This is a genomic window from Pseudomonas fluorescens, from assembly GCF_002837185.1.
GTDB classification, from domain to species: Bacteria; Pseudomonadota; Gammaproteobacteria; order Pseudomonadales; family Pseudomonadaceae; genus Aquipseudomonas; species Aquipseudomonas fluorescens_AM.
The window spans coordinates 99,227-121,886 of the sequence record NZ_KZ477999.1; the positions used below are offsets into that span (position 1 = coordinate 99,227).

Annotated in this window: 23 protein-coding genes; 11 read left to right on the forward strand and 12 right to left on the reverse strand. The window is 60.0% G+C overall.

The genetic code is table 11. The annotated features are described in order from the left end of the window. Positions 1 to 45 precede the first annotated feature (45 nt). From CIB54_RS15820 to CIB54_RS15830, 3 genes are read right to left on the reverse strand one after another with little or no spacing between them, the layout of a single operon-like run. Positions 46 to 963 carry a 5'-nucleotidase gene (locus CIB54_RS15820; RefSeq protein ID WP_101220236.1) on the reverse strand — a complete coding sequence of 306 codons (918 nt, stop codon included), beginning with the start codon at positions 961 to 963 and terminating at the stop codon, positions 46 to 48. 15 nt (positions 964 to 978) lie between these two features. Further along, positions 979 to 1,941, reverse strand: coding sequence for a putative 2-dehydropantoate 2-reductase (locus CIB54_RS15825; RefSeq protein WP_101220237.1), 963 nt, complete (start codon positions 1,939 to 1,941; stop codon positions 979 to 981). Continuing rightward, the gene (locus tag CIB54_RS15830; RefSeq protein ID WP_065949193.1) at positions 1,938 to 2,324 is read right to left on the reverse strand and encodes a YbbN family protein; all 387 of its coding nucleotides are present in this window, start codon (positions 2,322 to 2,324) and stop codon (positions 1,938 to 1,940) included. The genes CIB54_RS15825 and CIB54_RS15830 overlap by 4 nt, the downstream gene beginning before the upstream one ends. On the opposite strand from CIB54_RS15830, the gene CIB54_RS15835 reads away from it, so the two are divergent. Beyond that, on the forward strand, positions 2,323 to 2,757 hold the full coding sequence (locus CIB54_RS15835) for a PilZ domain-containing protein (protein ID WP_101220238.1): 435 nt from the start codon (positions 2,323 to 2,325) through the stop codon (positions 2,755 to 2,757). The two genes, CIB54_RS15830 and CIB54_RS15835, sit on opposite strands and share 2 nt — an antisense overlap. A 131-nt stretch (positions 2,758 to 2,888) precedes the next feature. Next, positions 2,889 to 3,965: a 3-deoxy-7-phosphoheptulonate synthase gene (locus CIB54_RS15840; RefSeq protein ID WP_065949195.1), complete on the forward strand. Its 1,077-nt coding sequence runs from the start codon at positions 2,889 to 2,891 to the stop codon at positions 3,963 to 3,965. Between the two features lie 74 nt (positions 3,966 to 4,039). On the opposite strand, the gene CIB54_RS15845 is transcribed toward CIB54_RS15840, so the two are convergent. Next, positions 4,040 to 4,321, reverse strand: coding sequence for a GNAT family N-acetyltransferase (locus tag CIB54_RS15845; RefSeq protein WP_003233387.1), 282 nt, complete (start codon positions 4,319 to 4,321; stop codon positions 4,040 to 4,042). Positions 4,322 to 4,933: 612 nt separating this feature from the next. Here CIB54_RS15845 and oprI point away from each other — a divergent pair. Then, positions 4,934 to 5,185: an outer membrane lipoprotei OprI gene (gene oprI, locus CIB54_RS15850; RefSeq protein WP_003172710.1), complete on the forward strand. Its 252-nt coding sequence runs from the start codon at positions 4,934 to 4,936 to the stop codon at positions 5,183 to 5,185. Positions 5,186 to 5,278: 93 nt separating this feature from the next. Here the strand turns inward: oprI and CIB54_RS15855 are convergent, their stop codons facing one another. From CIB54_RS15855 to CIB54_RS15865, 3 genes are all read right to left on the reverse strand, one after another. Further along, positions 5,279 to 6,247, reverse strand: coding sequence for a L,D-transpeptidase family protein (locus CIB54_RS15855; RefSeq protein ID WP_065949196.1), 969 nt, complete (start codon positions 6,245 to 6,247; stop codon positions 5,279 to 5,281). Positions 6,248 to 6,328: 81 nt separating this feature from the next. Further along, the gene (locus tag CIB54_RS15860) at positions 6,329 to 6,622 is read right to left on the reverse strand and encodes a hypothetical protein (protein ID WP_057722836.1); all 294 of its coding nucleotides are present in this window, start codon (positions 6,620 to 6,622) and stop codon (positions 6,329 to 6,331) included. 58 nt (positions 6,623 to 6,680) lie between these two features. Beyond that, positions 6,681 to 7,286: an arylesterase gene (locus CIB54_RS15865; protein ID WP_162515438.1), complete on the reverse strand. Its 606-nt coding sequence runs from the start codon at positions 7,284 to 7,286 to the stop codon at positions 6,681 to 6,683. Positions 7,287 to 7,296: 10 nt separating this feature from the next. On the opposite strand from CIB54_RS15865, the gene CIB54_RS15870 reads away from it, so the two are divergent. Then, entirely contained in the window at positions 7,297 to 7,980 is a 684-nt protein-coding gene (locus tag CIB54_RS15870) for an ABC transporter ATP-binding protein (protein WP_065885127.1), read from the forward strand. Further along, positions 7,980 to 10,490: an ABC transporter permease gene (locus tag CIB54_RS15875; RefSeq protein WP_065949198.1), complete on the forward strand. Its 2,511-nt coding sequence runs from the start codon at positions 7,980 to 7,982 to the stop codon at positions 10,488 to 10,490. Before CIB54_RS15870 ends, CIB54_RS15875 begins: the two co-directional genes overlap by 1 nt. Before the next feature lie 39 nt (positions 10,491 to 10,529). Here the strand turns inward: CIB54_RS15875 and greB are convergent, their stop codons facing one another. Then, the gene (greB, locus tag CIB54_RS15880) at positions 10,530 to 11,003 is read right to left on the reverse strand and encodes a transcription elongation factor GreB (RefSeq protein WP_065892558.1); all 474 of its coding nucleotides are present in this window, start codon (positions 11,001 to 11,003) and stop codon (positions 10,530 to 10,532) included. Between the two features lie 119 nt (positions 11,004 to 11,122). Then, the gene (locus CIB54_RS15885; RefSeq protein WP_101220240.1) at positions 11,123 to 12,127 is read right to left on the reverse strand and encodes a hypothetical protein; all 1,005 of its coding nucleotides are present in this window, start codon (positions 12,125 to 12,127) and stop codon (positions 11,123 to 11,125) included. A gap of 238 nt (positions 12,128 to 12,365) precedes the next feature. Here CIB54_RS15885 and CIB54_RS15890 point away from each other — a divergent pair, with 238 nt between their 5' ends. From CIB54_RS15890 to CIB54_RS15900, 3 genes are read left to right on the forward strand one after another with little or no spacing between them, the layout of a single operon-like run. Next, entirely contained in the window at positions 12,366 to 13,292 is a 927-nt protein-coding gene (locus CIB54_RS15890; protein ID WP_065949200.1) for an ABC transporter ATP-binding protein, read from the forward strand. Further along, the gene (locus CIB54_RS15895; RefSeq protein ID WP_101220241.1) at positions 13,289 to 14,014 is read left to right on the forward strand and encodes an ABC-2 transporter permease; all 726 of its coding nucleotides are present in this window, start codon (positions 13,289 to 13,291) and stop codon (positions 14,012 to 14,014) included. The genes CIB54_RS15890 and CIB54_RS15895 overlap by 4 nt, the downstream gene beginning before the upstream one ends. Positions 14,015 to 14,026: 12 nt before the next feature. Then, positions 14,027 to 15,766, forward strand: a complete 1,740-nt coding sequence (locus CIB54_RS15900) for a Gldg family protein (RefSeq protein ID WP_101220242.1) — start codon at positions 14,027 to 14,029, stop codon at positions 15,764 to 15,766. A gap of 17 nt (positions 15,767 to 15,783) precedes the next feature. On the opposite strand, the gene CIB54_RS15905 is transcribed toward CIB54_RS15900, so the two are convergent. The 3 genes from CIB54_RS15905 to CIB54_RS15915 form a co-directional block, all read right to left on the reverse strand. After that, on the reverse strand, positions 15,784 to 16,092 hold the full coding sequence (locus CIB54_RS15905; protein ID WP_065949203.1) for a hypothetical protein: 309 nt from the start codon (positions 16,090 to 16,092) through the stop codon (positions 15,784 to 15,786). 256 nt (positions 16,093 to 16,348) lie between these two features. After that, positions 16,349 to 16,783 (reverse strand): DoxX family protein, encoded by a 435-nt coding sequence (locus tag CIB54_RS15910; RefSeq protein ID WP_065949204.1) that lies wholly within the window; start codon positions 16,781 to 16,783, stop codon positions 16,349 to 16,351. A gap of 104 nt (positions 16,784 to 16,887) precedes the next feature. Further along, positions 16,888 to 18,309 carry an MltF family protein gene (locus tag CIB54_RS15915; protein WP_101220243.1) on the reverse strand — a complete coding sequence of 474 codons (1,422 nt, stop codon included), beginning with the start codon at positions 18,307 to 18,309 and terminating at the stop codon, positions 16,888 to 16,890. Between the two features lie 236 nt (positions 18,310 to 18,545). On the opposite strand from CIB54_RS15915, the gene CIB54_RS15920 reads away from it, so the two are divergent. The 3 genes from CIB54_RS15920 to CIB54_RS15930 all read left to right on the forward strand — a co-directional run. Beyond that, positions 18,546 to 19,352, forward strand: coding sequence for a TatD family hydrolase (locus CIB54_RS15920; protein WP_101220244.1), 807 nt, complete (start codon positions 18,546 to 18,548; stop codon positions 19,350 to 19,352). A 95-nt stretch (positions 19,353 to 19,447) separates the two neighbouring features. Further along, complete coding sequence (locus CIB54_RS15925) at positions 19,448 to 20,929, forward strand: methyl-accepting chemotaxis protein (RefSeq protein ID WP_065949218.1); 1,482 nt, start codon at positions 19,448 to 19,450, stop codon at positions 20,927 to 20,929. 197 nt (positions 20,930 to 21,126) lie between these two features. Beyond that, positions 21,127 to 22,660, forward strand: a 1,534-nt coding sequence (locus CIB54_RS15930; RefSeq protein WP_232790554.1) for a DUF6531 domain-containing protein, incomplete at its 3' end; no start/stop codon positions are given.

The following is a 22,660-nucleotide window of genomic DNA, read 5'->3' on the forward strand; positions in this document are numbered from 1 at the left end:
CTGGCGGAGATTAGATGAGCTTAGCAGCGCCTCGAGCAGTTCGGCTCAGCTCTGGCTCTGGATTTTCAACTCATTACTGATGCCATGGGGCACATGCCCGGTGGCCACCACCTCCCTGGCTCTCTCACAATGGCCGGCCTGGTCATCGAAGAACACATCGGCGGCGAATGCTTCCAGGAACGCGGATTTATCCAGGCCACCCAGGAACAGCGATTCATCCAGGCGGATATCCCATTCGCGCAAGGTACGGATGACCCGCTCGTGGGACGGCGCCGAGCGCGCGGTGACCAGTGCCGTGCGAATCGGGCATGCCTCGTCGGTGAACTCACGCTGCAACAGGTTGAGCGCCGCCAGGAAGCCCTTGAACGGGCCACCGTGCAACGGCTGGCGCGCCGACTCTCGTTCGCTGGCCTGGAACGCTTCCAACCCGCCGGCCTGATAGACGCGCTCTGACTCGTCGGAGAACAGCACCGCATCGCCGTCGAACGCGATCCGCAGTTCCTCGCTCGATGCCCGGCGCGCCCCACCCGAGAGGATCGTCGCCGCGGCAAAACCGGCATCGAGCGCACTGCGCACATCTTCTGCATGGGTCGACAGAAACAGATGGCAACCAAAGGCGGCCAAATACGGATAGGGACTACGCCCTCCAACGAAAGCGGCGCGGGAAATGTCCAGGCCGTAATGCTGGATCGAGTTGAACACTCGCAGACCGGTATCGGCGCTGTTGCGCGACACCAATACCACCTCGACACGGGCCCGCCCGAGGCTGGCGTTGAGGCTCAGCAGTTTCTTGACCAGCGGGAAGGCGTCGCCGGGTTCAAGGATTTCCTCCTCGTGCTCGATCTGGTATTGGCGATACGGCTCCACCCCTTCGGCGAGGTAGACCTTGTGGCTCTCGCTCAAATCGAACAAGGCTCGCGATGAAATCGCCAGCACCAGTTTGTCGCTCAATCCCTTCACCATGTCAGTGCCTCCGAATCAGCGATTGTGCCGATCAATAAAACACAAGGCCTGGTAAAGCGCCTGCATGCGCGGCAATTCGCAGCCGGCCGCTTTGGCGGCGGCCAACGGTCGCGCATAGATGGCCGCCAGTTCCAACGCACGCTTGTGCACGTGGTCGTGATACATGCTGGGCAGGTAGTCGTCCATGGTTTCGGTCATGGCAAACATCTGCCCGGCGTAGCTCGCAGCAATGTCATGACCACAGGCGTGAGCGCCCTGCACCACTTCGGCCATCAGCGCCTGAATCAGCGCACGGCTGGATTCATCCGCCATCAGCGCGCGGGTCCCGGTGCCGAGCAAAACCGAGAGGCCGTTAAACGGCACATTCCACACCAGTTTATGCCAACGGGCCTGATGCACGCTGGCCATGGCCTGAGACTCGATACCCGCTTGATGAAACAGCCCGGCTCCTTCTTCGACAATCGCCTGCTGCCGCGCTTCATCGTTGGCCGCGCTACCACTGTGATAGCCCAGGTTGACCCGCCCCAGCGCCTGATGCTCGACGACGCCCGGCGCGGCGCGATGCACGCCGATGTAGCAAAGGCCGCCCAGCAAGTGCAGCGACGCCGGCAGGTGTTCACGCAGGCTGTCCTCGACATCCAGTCCGTTTTGCAACAGCACCACCCTGGCATCCGGCGCCGCAACCTGGGCGATGGTCGGGGCCAGATCGGCATTGCCGGTGGATTTGGTACCCACCAGCAGCCAATCGCACGGCGGCATATCCGCAGCCTGGGCATATGCCTGCACCGGATGCAGGTGCAGGTTGCCGTGCACATTACTGTTGAGGCGCAGACCCTGTTTGCTGACCACCGCGTACTCGCTGCGCAACAGAAAATGCACATCGAACCCGGCACGCGCCAGCATCAGGCCATAAAACCCGCCAATGGCGCCGGTGCCAATGATGCCGATACGTGGCGAAGGGTGTGCAGTGGCGGTCATGGCAAATCCTCTGGGGTACGGGTCAGTGCGTGGTTTACCGCGTCGGTCAGGTCTGGTTGCGTAAGACGTGTCTGTAATTGCCCGTAGAATTGACCCTCGCACACGAGGAACAGCGCGGGCAAATGAAAGATCTGGTAACGTTCGACCGCGCCGCCGTTGTGCCCGGCATCCACCCAGCACAGTCGGTCCACCGGCAAGCGCCAGCTCGGCAACTGCTGGCGCGCCCAGCGGCAACTGGAACAACCGACACTGGTAAACACTACCAGCGAACACCCGGGCAATCCCAGCAATTGCTGGTCGATATCCAGGTCGGTCAGTTCCAGTTCCTTCACTATACTGCTGCCACTGCCGTCCATGGGACGGTGTTCGGAGTCCGTGTACATGGGTCGTTTTTTACCTCACCCTGATGATGTCGCTGTCGAATTGATCCAACGTCCGTCTCCTCCCTTGCCTCGCCAACGCCTGCGCACTATCGGCCGCGGCGGCATCGCCTGCAACTGTCCGCGTGCCTGGCGTCCTGGCACGGCGGTCGACCTGTCTATCCCCTCCCTGGGCGCCAGCGCCCGCTATCCGGGCTATGTCGCGTGGTGCCGCAAAGGAGAAGCGGGCTATCGCATCGGCATCAGTTTTACCGATGAACATGCCCTGTTCGGCGCGCGCATGGGTGAGCAAGTGTGCCAGATCGAACGCTACTGCCGCCTGCACGAAACCGCCGAGCCCACGCCCCAGCAACTCGAAGCCCTGGCCCGCGATTGGGTGTCGCGCCACGCCGGCGAGTTCTCCCACGAGGCAGTTGTGCAGCCAGTGCTGGATTAAAGCGGCCTTTGCCCATTGTCGCGAGCCCGTAATACGCGCTAAGGTTCCTCCCCCCTGCATCCAAATTATGCTGTGCTCCGCCGCACGGGGATGGCTGGCGGCCGGCACCCGTGACCCTGACGAGTAACACGATGGCTGATTTACCGATCAATGACCTTAACGTTGAATCCAACGAGACCCTGATCACGCCCGATCAGCTCAAGCGCGAAATTCCCCTGAGCGACGCTGCCCTGCAGACCGTCACCAAGGGCCGCGAAGTCATCCGTGACATTCTCGACGGCACCGACCACCGCCTCTTCGTTGTTATCGGGCCTTGCTCGATCCACGACCTCAAGGCTGCTCACGAATACGCCGAGCGCCTGAAGGTGCTGGCCGCAGAAGTGTCCGACAGCTTGTACCTGGTGATGCGCGTCTATTTCGAGAAGCCGCGTACAACCGTCGGCTGGAAAGGCTTGATCAACGACCCGTACCTGGACGACTCGTTCAAGATCCAGGACGGCTTGCATATCGGTCGTCAACTGCTGCTGGACCTGGCGGAAATGGGCCTGCCCACCGCGACCGAAGCGCTGGACCCGATCTCCCCGCAGTACCTGCAGGACCTGATCAGTTGGTCGGCCATCGGCGCGCGTACCACCGAATCCCAGACGCACCGCGAGATGGCCTCCGGCCTGTCCTCGGCCGTGGGCTTCAAGAACGGCACCGACGGCGGCTTGACCGTGGCGATCAACGCATTGCAATCGGTCTCCAGCCCTCACCGCTTCCTGGGCATCAACCAGGAAGGCGGCGTGTCCATCGTCACCACCAAGGGCAACGCCTACGGTCACGTCGTGCTGCGCGGCGGCAATGGCAAGCCCAACTATGATTCGGTCAGCGTCGCACTCTGCGAACAGGCGTTGAACAAGGCCGGCATCAAGCCAAATATCATGGTCGACTGCAGCCATGCCAACTCCAACAAGGACCCGGCCTTGCAGCCGCTGGTGATGGAAAACGTCGCCAACCAGATCCTCGAAGGTAATCAGTCGATCATCGGCTTGATGGTCGAGAGCCACCTGAACTGGGGTTGCCAGGCCATTCCAAAAGACCTGGCCGACTTGCAGTACGGTGTGTCAATCACCGACGCGTGCATCGACTGGGCCGCTACCGAGAATACCCTGCGCAGCATGCACGCCAAGCTCAAGGACGTATTGCCCAAACGCAAACGCACCTGAAGCCGCACGTGTCTTTGAATCAGGCACACACAAAAACGCCGGGCTAAACCCGGCGTTTTTTTATGGCTGTTCGTTCACAGCTTCGCGGCATGGCGCTGGTGGCGCTCCATGTAGCGTTCCACATAGGAGCAGGACGGAATGACCGTATAGCCTGACTCTTCGGCGAACTTCAACGCCTCTTCGGTCAACGCGGCCGCAATGCCACGCCCACGCAACGCGTTGGGCACGAACGTGCGATAGATATCCAGGGTCTGCTTCCCGAGGTCCATATAGGTCAGATAAGCACGATGACCGTCCACATTGGTCTCGAACTGATGACCAGCCTGGTCATGGTGGATGGACAACGCCTCGCTCATCACTACTCCTCGCGGGTCTTGAATATTGACCCTACCTTACCGCTGTTTTTCCGGCGAAGGAACATCTACGCCACCCCGTGCCGGTTTCGACAACGAGAAAACCCTGAGCGCTCACACCTGCACGTAGGGAATAGTAGGCACCCATTCAGCAATTGCTCAAGGCACACTCGTCATCCCCTGCCACGGGTGGATTATTAGAAAGGGCCTCGATCAACCGATGACCGAACGCCTGAACATTGCCGGCAGTTGCAGCTTGAGACGAACTGGCGCTGTTAAAGTCACCTCTAGATGAGCAAAAGATACCCGGTGCGGCTCGCGCAGACGCAACGCAAGTGCCCGCTTGGATATATAAAATTTCATCTATCTACAAAGCTCGAGGCATGCGGGCCGGCCCTTTCAGCCTGGATCCAATCTTCAGCGGGATGAAAAAAGCCGGCTGCTTTTTATACAAACCTCCCAAAGATTAGCCAAAACAGATTCGGTACAAGAATTTTTTTTGCTTCTTGCGCAACGTCAGTTTACTTACTACAAGTAATGGGTAGTATGTACGCCGGCTATTTGCTCACTCTGAGGCAGTAGCCATCTAATAGAAAGTCCTTGAAGGGGAACACGATGAACAACGTTCTGAAATTCTCTGCTCTGGCTCTGGCCGCAGTTCTGGCTACCGGTTGCAGCAGCGTCTCCAAAGAAACCGAAGCTCGTCTGACTGCAACGGAAGATGCAGCAGCTCGCTCCCAGGCTCGTGCAGACGAAGCCTACCGTAAAGCTGATGAAGCGCTGGCTGCTGCTCAAAAAGCACAACAGACTGCTGACGAAGCTAACGAGCGCGCTCTGCGCATGCTTGAAAAAGCAAGCCGCAAGTAATAATCCTTCGGGGTTGTTATCAAGCCGATCCATTTATGGGTCGGCTTTTTTTTGCCTGAAACTCCCGTGCAAGCTTCTGGACTCACATCGGGTTTATTGCTGCAAATCGATGGGGGTGCTCACCGCCACTGGCGCGCCACCCGGCACACCGATTTCAGTCGGCAGACCATCCTCCGCCGCCACCACGTCACGCACCTGATCCCAGTTCACCCGCAGGCTGTTGGCCAGGTCTTCACGCTTGAGCAGGGCGTTGATCACCGCCGTGTGCTTGTCGACCACCGACGGCGTGCCATCGTCGTTCAACGGTGTATGGGCTTCGAGGTAGACCTTGCCGCCGGCGCTGCCGAACTTATAGGCATCGTTGATGATACGCACCGACGTGCCGACCGGCACCATGCTGGCCATTTCCAACACGTTGTTGTTGAACATGCGGAAGCAACCGTGGCTGGTGCGCGTACCGATACCGAATTTCATGTTGGAGCCATGAATCAGATAACCCGGCGTGCCCAGAGTGAACTTGAACGGGCCCAACGGGTTGTCGGGGCCGGCAGGTACCACGTTGGGCAGCGGGTCACCATTGGCGGCATGTTCGGCCTTGATCGAGGCCGGGGGTGTCCAGGTGGGGTTCGGCGTCTTCGCGATGATGCTGGTATGGGCAATGGGCGACCCCCAGCCTTCACGACCAATCCCCAACGGGAAGGTGTAAACCACATTCTGCCCCTTGGGGTAATAGTAGAGCCGATATTCGGCAAGGTTGATCACAATGCCTTCGCGCGGGCCCGGCGGCAGGATGAACCGTGTCGGCAGCACAATATCCGTGCCCGCCCCTGGCAACCAGGCATCGACGCCCGGGTTGGCGGCGACCATTTCCGAATAGCCCAGGTCATACGTGGTGCCCAGGTCGGCAAACGTGTCTTCGTATTTGGCCTTGATCACCTGGACCTGACCGACGATGTCCTCACCGGGCGGCGGCAAGGGCAACTGCAAGGCTAACGCCGGACCGGCCGCACAGAGCGCAGCGAAAGACAGGCAGCAGGTAACGACGGAAAGGCGCGACAACATCCGGAAAATCCTTCGCAGAACGACGGTAGGAAAAAACTGATTGTATACGTGAAGCGAGTGCCTGGCATCAAGCCGGCCGCGCTAGAGCTCGAAGCGCAGCTCCGGCCAGATCGGCGGTGTGCCGCGCTTTTGCGACTCCAGAATTGCCCTGCATAACGGGCACAGCCGCTGATCCTGGAAGATCGAACGGTCCACCGACGACCAGAGCGGTTGCGCCGGCAATAACGTGCCGCAGAGCGTGCGATCAATCGAGCCGCCCAACTCCAGTTGACGCGCTACCAGATGCACTCGCACTTCCTGGCAGGCGAACAGATCCAGCTGCTCGTCCGGCTCGATCAGTTGGTAGTTAAACAGGGACCAGGCAGGACGCGACATCAGGGGCTCCAAATCGGGGGGGCGCCACCTTAGCCGAAAGCCTGCCGGTAGAAAAGCGTCATAACAGCGGTTTGAGCGTCGGCCAGACATTTTCCAGCAACTTGCCCTGGGCGGCGACTGCCGGGTGCAGGCCGTCCGCTTGCATCAAGTCAGGATGCCCACCCACTCCCTCCAGGAAAAACGGCACCAAAGGCACCTTTTTTTCCTCTGCCACCTCGCCGAACACCTTGGCGAACGCGTCGACGTAACGCTTGCCATAGTTGGGTGGAATCTGCATGCCCAGCAACAACACCTTGGCACCGCTGTCCTGGGACGCCTGAATCATCGAGGCAAGATTTTGTTTCAATTGCGCCGGCGGCTGACCCCGCAGCCCGTCGTTGCCGCCCAGCTCGATCACCACCACTTCCGGCTTATGCGCTGCAAGTGCCGCCGGCAGCCGCGCCAGGCCCCCGGCACTGGTGTCGCCACTGATCGACGCATTGACCACTTTATCGTCAAAACCCTCCTGCTTGAGCCGTTGCTCCAACAGGGCAACCCACCCTTTGCGGGTATCCAGGCCGAAACCGGCACTGATACTATCGCCAACGATCAGGACTGTACCCGCCGCTGCGTTCTGGGCCATGCACATCAAGGCCAGGCCAGCACTCAAAAACCACATTCGCATCGGATTCTCCATGGGCGCAAGTATTCTCACCGCGCGGAACCTCAGCAAAGTGGTTCCCAGCGCGGAAGGTGAACTGACTATCCTGCACGAACTGAGCCTGGAACTGAACAAGGGCGACAGCCTGGCTATCGTCGGCAGTTCCGGTTCCGGCAAATCCACCCTCCTCGGCCTGCTGGCCGGGCTTGACCTGCCCAGCAGCGGTGAAGTCACCCTGGCAGGTCAAGCCCTGAGCAGTCTCGACGAGGACCAACGCGCGCGTATCCGTGCTGAACACGTGGGTTTCGTATTCCAGTCCTTTCAGTTGCTCGACAGCCTCAATGCGCTGGAAAACGTCATGCTGCCGCTGGAGCTCGACGGCCGCAAAGATGCCCGCGAGCGCGCCACGCACCTGCTCGAGCGCGTCGGCCTCGGCAAGCGCCTGACCCATTCGCCACGCCAGCTTTCCGGCGGCGAGCAGCAACGCGTGGCGATTGCCCGCGCGTTTGCCGCCGAGCCGGACGTGCTGTTTGCCGACGAACCCACCGGCAACCTCGACAGCCATACCGGCGAGCGCATCAGCGACCTGCTGTTCGAACTCAATAAAGAGAGCGGCACGACCCTGGTATTGGTCACCCACGACGAGCGCCTGGCCCATCGCTGCCGACGCCTGATCCGCCTTGAAGCCGGCCTGATGGTCGCGCCCCTGGAGCCTTGATGGCACGCCTGCCGCTGTTACGTCTGTTCAGTCTTGCCATGCGCCAATTACTGCGCGATGCCCGCGCTGGCGAATTGCGCGTGTTGTTCTTCGCTCTGCTGGTGGCGGTGGCCGCCAGCACTGCTATCGGGTATTTCGGCGCACGCCTCAACGGCGCCATGCTATTGCGCGCCACCGAGTTCCTGGGCGCGGACCTGGTACTCGAAGGCAGCTCGCCGGCCCGTCCCGAGCAAATCCGATCCGGCACCGAACTGGGCCTGGATCATGCGCGCATCGTGGAATTCTCCAGTGTTATTGCGGCCGACAACGGCATCCAGCTCTCCAGTATCAAGGCGGTCAACGAGCAGTACCCGCTGCGGGGCGAGCTCAAAAGTACGGGGGAGCCCTTTGGTGCCGAAACCCCAGGCGGTGGCCCCAAACCCGGCGAAGCCTGGGTGGAAGCACGGCTGCTGACAGCACTGGACCTGAAGGTCGGCGACAGCATCGACGTCGGCATGAAAACCCTGCGCCTGGCTCGCATACTGACCTATGAACCCGACCGCGCCGGCAATTTCTACAGCCTCACGCCCAGGGTGATGATCAACCTGGCGGACCTGGACGCCACCGGCGTGCTCCAGCCTGGCAGCCGCGTAAGCTATCGCGAACTGTGGCGCGCCCCACCCGGCAGTACGTCGCTGCAAACCTACCGCGACCTGGTCAAGCCGGGCCTGGCGGCCAACCAGCGCCTGCAGGACTCGCGCGATGGCAACCAACAGATTGGCGGCGCCCTGGGCAAGGCCGAGCGTTACCTGAATATGGCCAGCCTGGTGGCGGTATTGCTGGCCGGTGTGGCCGTGGCGCTGTCGGCCAACCGCTTTGCCAGTCGTCGCTTCGATGCCAGCGCCCTGCTGCGCTGCCTGGGGCTGTCACGCCGCGAAGCCATGTTGCTGTTCAGTCTGCAACTGAGCGTACTGGGCCTGTTGGCGAGCCTGACCGGCGCCCTCCTCGGCTGGCTCGCACAATTCGGGCTGTTCTACTTCCTGCACGATCTGTTGCCGGCGGACGTGCCACCCGGCGGGCTGTTGCCGGCCGTTGCCGGTATCGGTACCGGGCTCGTCGCCCTCGCCGGCTTCGCGCTCCCGCCCCTGGCAGCGCTGGGCCGGGTGCCGCCATTGCGGGTATTGCGTCGCGACCTGCTGCCGATCCCTTCGAGCACCTGGATGGTTTACGGCGCGGCGCTCTTTGCCCTGGGCCTGATCATGTGGCGCCTGAGCCTTGATCTGGTGTTGACCTTCGCATTACTGGGCGGCGGCGTGGTGGCGGCATTGATCCTCGGTGGCTTACTGCTGTTGTTACTGCAAAGCCTGCGCCGGTTACTCGCACGGGCCTCCCTGCCGTGGCGCCTGGGCCTGGGCCAGTTACTGCGCCACCCATTGGCGGCAGCCGGCCAGTCCCTGGCGTTTGGCTTGATCCTGCTGTCCATGGGCTTGATCGCCCTGTTGCGCGGCGAGTTGCTCGACACCTGGCAGAACCAGTTGCCCAAGGATGCGCCCAACTATTTCGCGCTGAATATCCTGCCGGCCGACAAAGAGGCGTTTGGCGCCCGTCTTCTGGAAGTTCAGGCGCAATCGGCACCGCTTTATCCCGTCGTACCCGGCCGGCTGATCAGCATCAACGGCGAGCCCGTACAAGAGATCGTCAGCAAGGACTCCAGCGGTGATCGCGCGGTGCAACGGGACTTGAGCCTGACCTGGGCCGCCGATTTACCCCAGGGTAACGTACTGACGGCGGGCACCTGGTGGACGGCGCAACCGGGCGATGGCATGCCTGGGGTCTCGGTGGAAGCCAAGGTGGCTGAAAGCCTGAAACTCAAGCTCAACGACCATCTGGTCTTCACCATTGGCGGGGAGAATCGCGAGGCACGAGTCACCAGCCTTCGGACCATCAACTGGGACAACTTCCAGCCCAACTTCTTCATGATCTTCCAACCGGGCACCTTGAAGGATTTGCCGACCACCTACCTGACCAGCTTCTACCTGGCGCCCGGGCATGACCAGCAGATCGTCGACCTGTCCCGAGCCTTCCCGGCGGTCACTATCCTGCAGGTCGAGGCACTGCTGGAACAGCTGCGCAGCATCCTTGCCCAGGTGACGCTGGCGGTGGAATACGTGCTGCTGTTCGTGCTCGCTGCAGGCATGGCCGTGCTGTTTTCCGGCTTGCAGGCCACGTTGGATGAGCGGATCCGCCAAGGTGCGCTGCTGCGTGCGCTGGGCGCCGAGCGCAGGCTGCTGGTCAAGGCCCGGCGCATCGAGTTCGGCCTGCTGGGGGCGGTCAGTGGTTTGCTGGCGGCACTGGGCACGGAACTGGTGACCTGGGCGCTGTACCGCTACGCCTTTGACCTGACCTGGCACCCTCACCCCTGGCTATTGCTGTTGCCGGTGATCGGTGCGGCGCTGATCGGTGCCGCCGGGGTGTTCGGCACGCGTCGTGCGCTCAACGCCAGCCCGCTGACGGTACTGCGCGAGGGCTGAAACGCTGAAGGCCCTTGCTCCAGCAAGGGCCCTCAGTTGCTATTTCACATATTCAATCCGGGTAATCCACCAGCACACCTCACCGCCGGGGGTCTGTACGATGGCTTCATCGTCCACCTCTTTGCGCAGCAGTGCACGTGCCATGGGGGAGTCGATAGAAATGTAATCCATCCGGTCGTAGATCTCGTCATAACCCACAATGCGAAAACGCTTGGTCTCGCCCTGCTCGTTTTCGACATCGACCCACGCACCAAAAAACACCTTGCCCTCCTGCTCGGGCATGTATTCCACCACGCGCATATCTTCCAGACGTTTGCGCAGGTAGCGCACCCGCCGATCGATCTCACGCAACAGCTTCTTGTTGTACTGGTAATCCGCGTTTTCGCTGCGATCTCCCAGGGAGGCTGCCCACGTCACCTTGCGCGTGGTGTCCGGGCGCTTTTCACGCCAAAGGTAATCCAGCTCTTTTTTCAGCGCTTCATGGCCTTCTTTGGTAATCAGCTTGGTACTCAAACGCGTACATCCCCAGGCAATGTCCAATAGTGTCGACAGACCACGGCATCATACCCTGGCGTCGGCTGGCGGGGATCGATCATAAATCAACGGCGCAAAGTAGCCAGCCCGACAGTGACTCAGCCCTGCCCGTCGAGGACCTGGTCGAGTTCAACGAGCGTGCCTTGCAGGCGTTGTCGCATCAGCGATAACTGCGACATCATCAGCACCATTTTTTCGGTCCTTTGGCTCACCTCCAGCTCTTGTTCCTGCAGGCGCGAATGGTGCTGGTCCAACGCTCGGCTTCTTTCATCCTGCTGATTCTGCTGTTGCTGCAGTCGAGCCTGCCACTGTTCGAGCATCTCTTCGCGCTCAATGACCGCCTGTTTTTTCTGTGTGAGTTCCTGGGCAACCCTGGCCAGATTGCTCAGCGTGCTGTCTATCTCGAGAATGGAGGTCTTCTCCTTTGGAGCGTGGGGTTGCGACGGCATTTCGATGGGCTCTGCCTGAGCGATCGGCGCGCTGGATTCGACGGGCTCGCGCGGCACCTCGGGCACCGTGACCGGCAAATGAGGCGGCTCTTCAACTAACACTTCATCCACAGGCGTCGGCACGGGCTCCGGCTGACTCTTGCCCCGCGGCGGTGCAACCATTTGCGATGAGAAGCGGATCGACGGCACGATGACCGCGCTGCTTTCGATGGCAGGCGCAGCGGGGGCGGACATACCCAATGTAATCACCTTCATCACCAGCGCTTTTTTGACGATCACTGAGTGATGATCTTCGGGCCTGGCAGGCGGCAATCTGCAGCCTTTCAGATCAATGAAGTGAAACGGGATCTGAGACTCGGTGACGGCATTTTCCTTATTGCCGGATGCCGCCGCCATCATCAGAATTTGCTTAAAGACTTGCATCGCTACTTGCAAGTCCTCTTTGGACTCAATCCCGCCAAGAAAGTACCTTTCGAGCTTTTTGCGCAAGGCGGCGATATACACCCTGGAATGACCAGGTTCGGCTTCTTCATCCAGGCTATACACCAGGAAGTTGGAGGATGTCTGTTCGACCGCAAAGCCACACAACAGTGCGCCGTTGACGGGAGCATCCTCCCCGCTGCGCTCAAGAACAAGGGTACGTAGAAGCATCATGGCAGTCAGGCCTCATTGCAAAAAGAAAACCTTATATAAATATCAGACAAATATCCGACCATTATTAAGTACTCAGAACAACACAATTGTTTCAGCGCATTATCAATTCAAACGTAGGACTTTACTTATTAAGTGAACCCAGCGTTCCCAAGAGCAGGTATTGAACGTAATCTTTTTAACGCACCGACACCACCAACGAAACCTTCTTCAGGCACCGCCCAATTGATTCGGTAAACCTATGATAGAAGTCAGCAACCTGACAAAGTACCTGGGCAAAAAAAGCGTGATAAGCGACTTTTCGTTCTGTGCCCAACGCCATGAATGCGTGGGATTGCTTGGAGAGCATGGCGCCGGTAAAACAATGTTGCTGAATTTGATTTCCGGCATGACCAGGCCCACCAGTGGGCACATCAGCATTCAGAGTCTGAGTACCCAAACCCATTCAATTCTCGCCAGGCAAGCCGTCGGTTACCAGCTCCAGGGGGGCATAACCCATCACACGCTGTCGGTCAAAAATATCCTCAACTTTGTTGCCGCCGCTCGAGGGTTCAGGGGTGCCGAAAAACGCCGGCAGGTGGACCGGGTCGCCACGCGACTGGAGCTACACCCCGTACTCAACTGCCCTATCGATAGGCTCAGCCTTGACTTGAAGCGCAGAGTCGCAATTGCACAAGCCATTTTGCACTCCCCCAGCGTCCTCCTGCTGGACGAGCCCACCGAAGGGCTGAACGCCGAGCAACGGCTCAAATTCAGGGTGCTTGTTCAGTCCCTGGCCGAAGAAATGAGCATCATCATCGCCTCCCGCCATTACGACGCGCTGTCCGAGATTTGTACCCGTGCCTTGGTAATCGCAGGCGGGCGGCTGATTGCCGACTCTTCGCTGGCGGACTTGCAGCGCAGCTCCCGGCACTTCCAAGCGGTGACGCTCGCAGCGGATCCGCCCCTGGATTTACTCGCCCTTGCCGTATTGCCCGGAGTTGCCGGCATCGAAGAAGACCGTCAAAGCCCAGGAAAAGTGACGGTTCTGGCCATGCCCGGGCACGCCATCTTCCCCGCCATCAATTCACTCATCACCCATCGCGGCTGGAACATCACGTCACTGCATCTGGAGCCTGGTCGCCTGAACGATGTCGTTCACCATCTGAGCCACGAGGTATCCTCTTGAAACTGCTGCCCTTGATATTCAAACGCCAACTCGCCAGCTATGCCTGTACCCCCCACACCTACCTGAGCGTGGCGTTTTTCCTGGTGCTATGTACGGCGCTGGGGTTGCATACCCATCGCTGGATGGAGCGCGACAGCAATGACTTGCAGGCTTTTTTCGAACTGCACCCCTGGCTCTACCTGCTGTTGATACCCAGCTTATCGATGCAACTGTGGTGTGATGAACGCAACATCGGCTTTTCCGACATGATGAAAACCCTGCCCCTCACCTCGGCAGAACGCGTGATCGGAAAATTCCTCGCAGCCTGGGTTGTATGCAGTGTGGCTCTGTTGTTGAATTTTCCTATCGTGGTGGCCGCCCATTATCTTGGAACGCCCGACAACGGGGTGATCGCATCACAATTTCTGGCAAGTTGGCTACTGGCGGGAAGTTACCTGTCTGTCGGTTGCTTTATATGTGCACTCACGCACCAGCGGATTATTATTTTCCTACTCACGATGGGTTTGCTGCTGACCATCAGCGGGCTTTCTTTAATCCTGGATGCACTTGAACATCAAGCGCCGATCTGGATAGTTGACAGCCTCATGAAACTTGACCCGATCTCCCGCTTCGGTTCAATGGACAACGGCAAAATAACACTGCATGACGGTTTATATTTTGTCAGCATGATCGTTGCCTTCCTTTCTGCAACCATCGTGACACTCAACTATAAAAACAGCTAAGGAAAGTCGCTGATGCGATCCGCTCTTCGTATGGGTATGACGTTGACCGTCATATCATTACTGTTCCTGGCATTCAATCTGGTCTGGCTAAACAAACTACCCGATATCCGCTGGGACTTTTCACAACAGAAAATTCATACGTTGTCACCTTCGACGCAGCAGCTGCTCGCGACGCTTGAAAGCCCACTGGACTTGTATTACTTCAACTCGCTCACAGCCCCGAAAAAAAGCCGAAGCGTCAAACGCTTCGGCCAACGCGTAGAGGACTTGCTCCAGGAGTTCGAAGCAGCCGCCAACGGCATGATCAATCTGCACATTATTGATCCGGCCCCCTTTTCCGAAGATGCCTACAAAGCCAGCTTGTTCGGCCTGGATGACACACACGGATTCCTTGGCCTTATAGGCACGCGTGCCGGCCAAGGTATGCAACGCATCGATGCGTTCAACCCTGTCGACGAACCGCTGCTTGAGTATCAAATCAGCCAACTGATCTATAGGTTGATGCACCCTCAACCGTCCAGCGTCGCCCTGCTGTCCGGGCTGCCGTTGAATGAGTCCGCCAGCCAATTGATGGAGCAGATGCGCGGGCATTTCAACCTGACAGAGTTGGCCTCCAACATCTCCCGGGTGCCTGCCTCGATAGGTAGCTTGATGGTCGTGCAACCAAGGGCGCTGGCCGAACAAGCGCTTTACGCCATCGAACAGTTTGTCTTCAGGGGCGGCAAGCTGATGATCTTCATCGACCCGGTCAGCGAGATGGGGTCTGAAGCCGTATCGGTAGATTCCAAGCTCGATGACATGTTGACCGCCTGGGGCATACGCATACCCGCCAACAAGCTGCTGGTTGACAGCCTGTACGCCTCGTCGGCAACGCTCGGCCCAGGCATGCCCACCGTATTGCACCCAGCCAGGTTGAAACTGCCACGACAAGCGATGAATGCTCACGATATCAGCACCTGGAAACTCAATAGCCTGAGCGTATCAAGCAGTGGCGCGCTCTTGCGTACCCGAAAAAACCGGACGACGTTCACCACGCTGCTGCAAAGCTCTCGGCAGTCTGCGCTGCTGGACGCCGAGCGTTTCGCTTCAGCGACGCAGTTCGATGCGCTGATTGACGAAGCCTCCACTTCAGGTCAGCGCCAGGTGATCGCCGCGCGTCTCGAGGGGCCGGCCTATTCGACATTTCCTGACGGTTTCAACGGACAGCCGCCGGGCCTGCAAAAAGCTGCCCGGATCGAAGTCGTGGTGGTTGCCGATACCGATTTACTCGCCGACGCTGTCAGCCAGGCAACGGCCAACAACAACATACAGTTCGTACTGAATACGCTGGATAACCTGGCGGCTCCCGCATCACTTGCCAATATTCGCCCGCACATCACGTCGCGTTCGTTCACCACCCTGGAACCCATGCGCGAAGCTGCTGCACAGGCCTATCGGGAAAAGGCAGCGGAACTGGAACGTCGCCTAGAGCGTACCGAACAAGCGTGGCAACGGTTGAATCCAAAGGCCACAGGCCTGGCCACCCAGGTTGTGGACACCAATACCCAATTGCAGGCGCTTAACAAGGAGCGCCTGCGCCTGCCCATGGAACTGCACGCCCTCAAGGCGCAGGCGTATGCGCCGTTGAACCGCTTCGAACGCAACATAAAGCTGCTGATGATCGCGACGGTACCACTGATGCTGTGCCTGATAGCCTGGCTACGGTATCGCTGCCTGCGTCGACGCCGATGTTCGCCAGTGGCCTATAGCTGATCACTTTGCGGCGGGAATCAGCGACGGGCAATCAACCCTTGCCGGGCAATCCGGGTCAGTTGGCGAATCACCTCTTCGGCATTGCCTGCACTCGGTGCCTGGATCACCGCGAGATCAAAGCTGTTACTGGCGAAACGCGTCAGGGAGTCGCCGTCTTCCACGAACTGGATCAGAAACGCCGAAGGCCGCCCGGTGCGACGCGGCCAGCCATCGAGGTAGCGCAGCAGCGTCGGCTGGTGCTTGCCGCCCAAGAGGATTTTCGGGTTGCGCTGAGTCAGGTCCGCAGTGATCGGGGCCAGGCGTATCAGGGGGCGTAGTGCATTCATCGTGTCGTGTCTCTGCCTCAAAAGTCTGCGGGCAGGTGAGAGGCAACACCGAACCAGCGCTTTAGCGGTATTTCGACCCGTGCCTGCTGATCAGTGCATGGTTCTGTCGGACTGCATCGAGCCCAGTGGCGCCCCGCAATTAGCTGTTTAAATCGGCGCATGAGCAGCATCCTAGAGAAGCTGGCGGGGCAGTGTCAAGAATCCCGAGCAACGAAAAGGCCCGCACGTGGCGGGCCCCTGGTGCCTGGCGAAACGGTCAGTTGGCGATGGCGCGGTCAGCCGACAGTCTGCCGGCACCTTCGAACAGTACCGCCAGCGAGCCGCCAAGCAGCGCCAGTGCAAACTCATAGCCATTGTTGGCCATGAACAGCCCGTTATGAATGTGCACCGAAAAGATCGCCACCAGCGACAGGAAGGTCAGGCCCAGTGCCGCAGGACGTGCGAGCAGGCCAATGATCAGCGCCAGGCCGGCAAAGAACTCGGTGCCGCCGGACAACACTGCCATCAGGGTGCCCGGCGCCAGACCGATGCTTTCCATCCATTGGGCAGTGCCGGCCAGACCACCACCGCCGAACCAGCCGAAGAGTTTTTGCGAGCCGTGGGCAGCAAAGATGATACCGACGAAGATGCGCAGAACAGTCAGGCCGAAACCTGCGCGAGTGGACAGGACACGAGTAATCAATGGGCTCATGAGGGTAAATCCTTTTTCAGGTAGGGGTTGGTTGGCCGCCATATTAATCAGTTTAAACAATGATAAAAGCCGAAAAAATGCGTTATCAACATCGGTAAATTCGATTATTTACGCGACGCGACTTTCGGCACAGACGGCTCCAGGGACTCTCGCTCCCGGTCGAACGCCAGATAGTACTTGTTGACGCTATTAACATAGCTGACGCCGCCCATCCCTACCTGCTCCATGGCAATGCGTTCAACCTGAAAGAACCACTGATTGGGGTTGAGCCCCCGGCGCCTGGCTTCGGTGCGCATGCCCTGCACCCGCTCCGGGCCCATGTTATACGCCGCCAGCACAAAGGCCATGCGTTCACGCTCATTGAGCTTGGGGCTGGCGAAGAACTTGCGACGGATCATGGCCAGGTAGCGCGCGCCTGCCTGCACATTACTGTCCAGATTCTCGATATTGTTCACGCCCACCCGTTGCGCCGCCGAGGGCGTGATCTGCATCAAACCGGTAGGGCCACCGCTGTTGCGTGCGCCAGGGTCCAGCGCAGACTCCTTGAAGGCCAGCGCGGCCAGGTTCAACCAGTCCATGCCCTGCTCGCGCGCATGCTTTTGCAGGACCGGGCGCAGTTTTTCCAGGCGTTGACGGTCGGCGCGGGCCAACGGGTTGCGCACCTGGTAAAGACGTCGATAGATACGCTGGAACGCCACATCCTGATCGGAAGGGGTGTGGTAAGTCTTGAGGAAACGATCGATGCTCGCCCGCAGCATCGAAGCATCCTGGCGCACGAACCAGTACTCGTCGCCCGGCTCGCTGATGACCACCTGCTTGTCAAAACGCAACTTGGGCAGGATTTTCGACCAGCGCTCGGCAATCGGTTTTTCAACGATGGTCAGGTGAAAGATCCCGGCCTGCACCATCTCCAGCACGTCTTCCACCGCCAGGCTCGGGTCGACCCATTCCACCTTGATCGGCGGGCGCTTGTGCAGGGCCAGTTTCTGGTTGACCTGGCTGATCGCATCGGCCGCCGCACTGCCGGTGGTCAATGCCAGGGTACGGCCCGACAACTGCTCCAACCTGGTAAATCGCCGCTCACCCTTGACGCCGACCAGCCACAACGGCACGTCGCTGGCGATCGGGTCACTGCTGCTGATCTTGTGCGCGGCCTTCACGTCCAGCAGTTCGCCGGGGGCCACCAGGTCGCCTTCGCCACGAGCCAGCGCGCCAAGCAACTGGTCCTTGGCCCTGGGAATGATCTTGAGGTTGATCGCCTGCCCATCGCGGGCACGGCCATTGAGGTATTGCTCGAAAGCACGCAGACGATGGTATTCGACACCGATGGCCTGGCCCTGCACTTCACCTGAGCTGTTACGGCTCTGGTTGACCAACACACGCAGGGTACGACTGGAGCGAATTTCTGCCAGGTCACGGACCTTGCCGGGCTTGGTCACTTCCGGCGGCCCATCCAGACGCGCGACCGCCGCCATGGGCAGCAGTAACGTCACGCACATCATAAGCAACGCCGAGGGTCGGATCATCCGCTCTCCGGAAAGAATACTGGCCAACGCCTTCGTCAAAAACCAGGTGTTGGGCGTCAGAAACAGAGCGCTTTATGCGCTGGCAAGGCGTGCAACGGCGACAGGGTGAGAAGCAAAGGGCCCGCCACAATGTCGCTGGCGACGTTCAAAGACAGCTATAACGCGTTGTAGTTCTTCGTTTTTCTTATAAATCTACAGCTCTGATATGCTTTCCGGCCGCAGGCGGAGGTAGCACCATGCAACTCATTGATATCGGCGTCAACCTGACCAACCCCAGTTTCGACGAGAGGCACTCGGCCGTTCTCGAGCGGGCCTACGCCGCCGGCGTGCAACAATTGGTGCTCACCGGCACCAGTGTCGAAGGCAGCGAGCAGGCCATGGCGCTGTGCACGAGCCTCGATGAAAGTGGGCAACGCCTGTTCAGCACCGCCGGCATCCACCCCCACTCCGCCAGCACCTGGAGCAGCGACAGCGCCCAGCGTCTACGCGACTTGCTCAACCAAGCGCGTGTGCGTGCCGTCGGCGAGTGCGGACTGGATTTCAACCGGGACTTTTCGCCGCGTCCGCAGCAAGAAAAAGTCCTCGAGGAACACCTGGCCCTGGCTGTCGAACTGAAACTGCCAGTGTTCCTTCACGAGCGCGACGCCAACCAGCGCCTGTTGGAGATCCTCAAGGATTACCGTGACCACGTGCCCGCCGCCGTGGTGCATTGCTTTACTGGCGAACAACAGGCGCTTTTCAGCTACCTCGACCTTGATCTGCACATTGGTATCACCGGCTGGATCTGCGATGAGCGGCGTGGGACGCATCTGCACCCATTAGTCAGGGAGATTCCCCGAGGCCGTCTGATGCTGGAAAGTGATGCGCCCTACCTGCTGCCACGCACGCTGCGCCCCAAGCCGAAGAACGGCCGCAATGAGCCCGCCTTCCTCACCGAAGTACTGCGCGAAGTTGCCCTGCATCGCCATGAAACGCTGGAAGACCTGGCGACGCACAGTACCGCCTGTGCCCGCGCTTTCTTCGGCTTACCTGCCGTGGCGTGATGCGGCGCATTGACCCATGTCAAAAAGCCTTTCCTGAGCAGCGGCACAATAATGGCACCTTGCCAATGCTGTTTCCGCTATCAGAGAAAACCTCCATGGGTGCCTGGCTTAGCAATATCTCGCTGAAGTACAAATTCTGGGCCGTCAACGCGGTGGCTTTCATCACTACCCTGCTGCTGGTGCTGTATGCCGTGCAGCTCGAACAACAGGCCCGCAGCCAGGCGTCCCAGGTTTCGGCCAGGGCCCAGGCGCAGGTGCTCAACGCCTGGCCGACCGACAAGACACTCCCCACTGGCGAGAACTGGCTGACCTTTACCGGCGACCAAGCGCCACAACGGGCAGGCCAGGATCTGTCCATCTTGCAAGGCGCCAGCGGCTGGGTCGAACTCAGTCACCTGCCGTTGTTCGGCGTAAACCCGCTGATAGGCGCAGAGGTCATCCGCCGTGCCGACGGACAACAGGTCGCCGTACTTGCTTACGCGCCAAGCCTGCGCCAAGTGTTCGGCGAACGCTTCGTCAACTATGCGGTGGCGGTTGCGATCCTGATGCTCGCGATGCTCGGCGCCTCGCAACTGCTGATCCGCTTCCTGCTCAGCCAGCTCAACACCCTCAAGGACGTGATGCTGCATGTAGAAAAGAGCGGCGACCTGTCCGCCCGCGTGCCCCTGGCTTGCAAGGATGAAGTCGGGCAGATGGCCAGCGCCTTCAATGCCATGCAAGCCGGCTACCAACGGGTGGTCAACACCGTGGCGCGGACCGCCAGGCAATTGGACGAGGGCGCCGCACGCCTGGCCAGCAGCATGAACGAGGTGCAGCACGGCATGCTCGGCCAGCAGAGCGAGACCGACCAGGCCGCCACGGCGATCAACGAAATGACCGCCACCGTCCACCATATTGCCCAGCACGCCGGGGCCACCCGCGACCTCTCGCAAACCGCCGACACCCTCGCCGGCAGCGGCCAGGAAGTGGTCACACGCGTGCAACGTTCAATCGCCGGGCTGTCCAGCGGTGTGCAACAGACCGCTGAGATGATCCAGAAACTCGCCGAAGACAGCCAGAAAATCAACGGTGTGGTCGGGGTGATCCACAGCATCGCCGAACAGACCAATTTGCTCGCCCTCAACGCCGCCATCGAAGCTGCCCGCGCTGGCGAAATGGGCCGTGGCTTTGCGGTGGTCGCCGACGAAGTGCGCAACCTGGCCAAACGCGTGCAGAGCTCCACCGACGAAATCACCCGCATGGTCTCGGCGCTGCAAGCCGGCACCCGCGACGCGGTGGACTTCATGCAGGAAAGCTCGTTCAAGGCCGATGACTGCGTGCAGCAGGCCCAGGAAGCCGGCGCCGCGCTCGCCGAAATCACCGGCGCCGTGGCGCAGATGCGCGAGAGCAACACCCAGATTGCGGTGGCCGCCGAACAGCAGAGCCATGTCGCCGAAGAGATGAACCGCGCCGTGGTGAGCATTCGTGATGTGACCGAGAACACCGTGCAGCAGACCGTCGACTCAGCGACCACCAGCAACGAACTGGCGACACTGGCGGGAGAGCTGAGTAAGGCGATTGGGCAGTTGAAGCTGTAGGACCGATCAGCCCGTAATCCGACTCCTACAGCCATGTTTCAGAGCACTTGAGGTCAAAACGAAACTTCCTACGCAACTGCCAGATAAGCTCTACTCCCCGGCCCCGCAAACCGCTGCAAAGTCCCTCGCCTGATTAGTCAGTGCGAAGGAGTGCAGATGGTTTTTTTCGTTAGGGCTCCGGTTGTCGGGGCCGTCTTTTGATTCCGGTGATAGCCAGCTTCGTCCTGGCGCCCATGGACCCCGAAGCGCCGGATGTTGAACGCGTGCTTGGGGATTTGCGCAATTGCCTGAACACCTTCGACGCGTGGGCCGACAGCTTTTTCAGTGGCTCGGCACTGGAAGTCGAGCAGGTGTTCAAGGTCGGTGACGACGTCGCACTGGTGGCGCCGATCTCTTCCGACACGCCCAGTCGCACAGTCGCTCAATGCAAGGCCCAAGGTGGGCTGACCCTGGTGCATCTGTTCGAGAGCACCCGCTTCGTCCCCATCGGCAACACGCCGGTGACGCTGCAAGCCATTGCACCGGACGGCACGCCCATTGGCGCGCCGCTGCACCGCACCATCGGCCCCAGCGGCATGCTTGAAGTCCCTGAGTGCACCCGCGATCAGCAGTACCGCATCACCTTCTACCCCAATGTTTCCAAAGATCACGTCAAGGCGCTGTATGCGTCCTACCAGTCGGTGATTGCCGGCCTGGAAGCGGATCTTCGCCAGCAATGGCGCGAGCGTTTCGAGCCTCAATGGGCAGACTTTGCCAAAGCCCCACCCTTCAAGCGCAGCGCGAAACAGGGTGCGGCCTTTGCAAGCGGGATTGGCCAGGCGTTTTACAACCTGTGGGACAACATCACCGAGCTGTACGACCTGTTGGCGAACCTCAAGTCCAACAGCGAGAAGCTGCTGCAGTACCTCTCCCAAGCTGAACTCGATGAACTGCTGAAACTGGGCAAGGACACACTCGCCCAGGGCTTGCTGGTGCTCAGTGATGAGCCGCTGCTGTTTATCTATTTGTCGGCGGTGGTCAGCTGGATACGCCTGCTGCCACCGCCCGAGATGTACGAACTGTTGGGTGAGATCACCGGTGAAGTCTTGATCAACCTGCTGCTGATATGGGCTACGCGGGGGATGGGGGTGCAGCTTCGGTTGGGGGCTCAGGTGTTGAGTTCTATTAAATCCGGCCGGGCGCGGGCGTTATTGGAGTTGCTGGCCAGGCAGGTGCCGGGGCCTGGGTTGGGGCCGCATGTGGAGACGGCCAAGCCGTTGCTGCTGGGCAGTGCGGCGACGCCGATCAAGGCAGTGCCGGTGGCGCCGTTGCAGGCTGGCGAGCATCTGGTTTCGAACCCGGTGCCGATGGTGCGTAACAAGACGCAGCGTACGGCGTTGGTGCGCCAGGAGTCGGTGGATGATGTGCCTGCCGTGGCGTCGAACCCGAAGGGTGATGCGGCGGCTTCTGCGGACAAGACCGTTACCCACGGTTGCCCGGTGTCGATGGTCACTGGCGAGGAACTGTTGACTCTGACCGACGGCGCGCTGGACGGGATCTTGCCGTTCGAGTGGACGCGCTTATACCGCACCAGTGCGGTGGAAGTGGACTGCGGGTTGGGGTTTGGCTGGAGCCATGCGCTGGCGCAGCGGCTTGTGGTTTCAGGCGATTTGGTGGTGTGGACGGACCATGAGAATCGCTCGACCACCCTGCCCTTGCCGACGGCTGCTCGTCCGGCAATTACCAACAGCC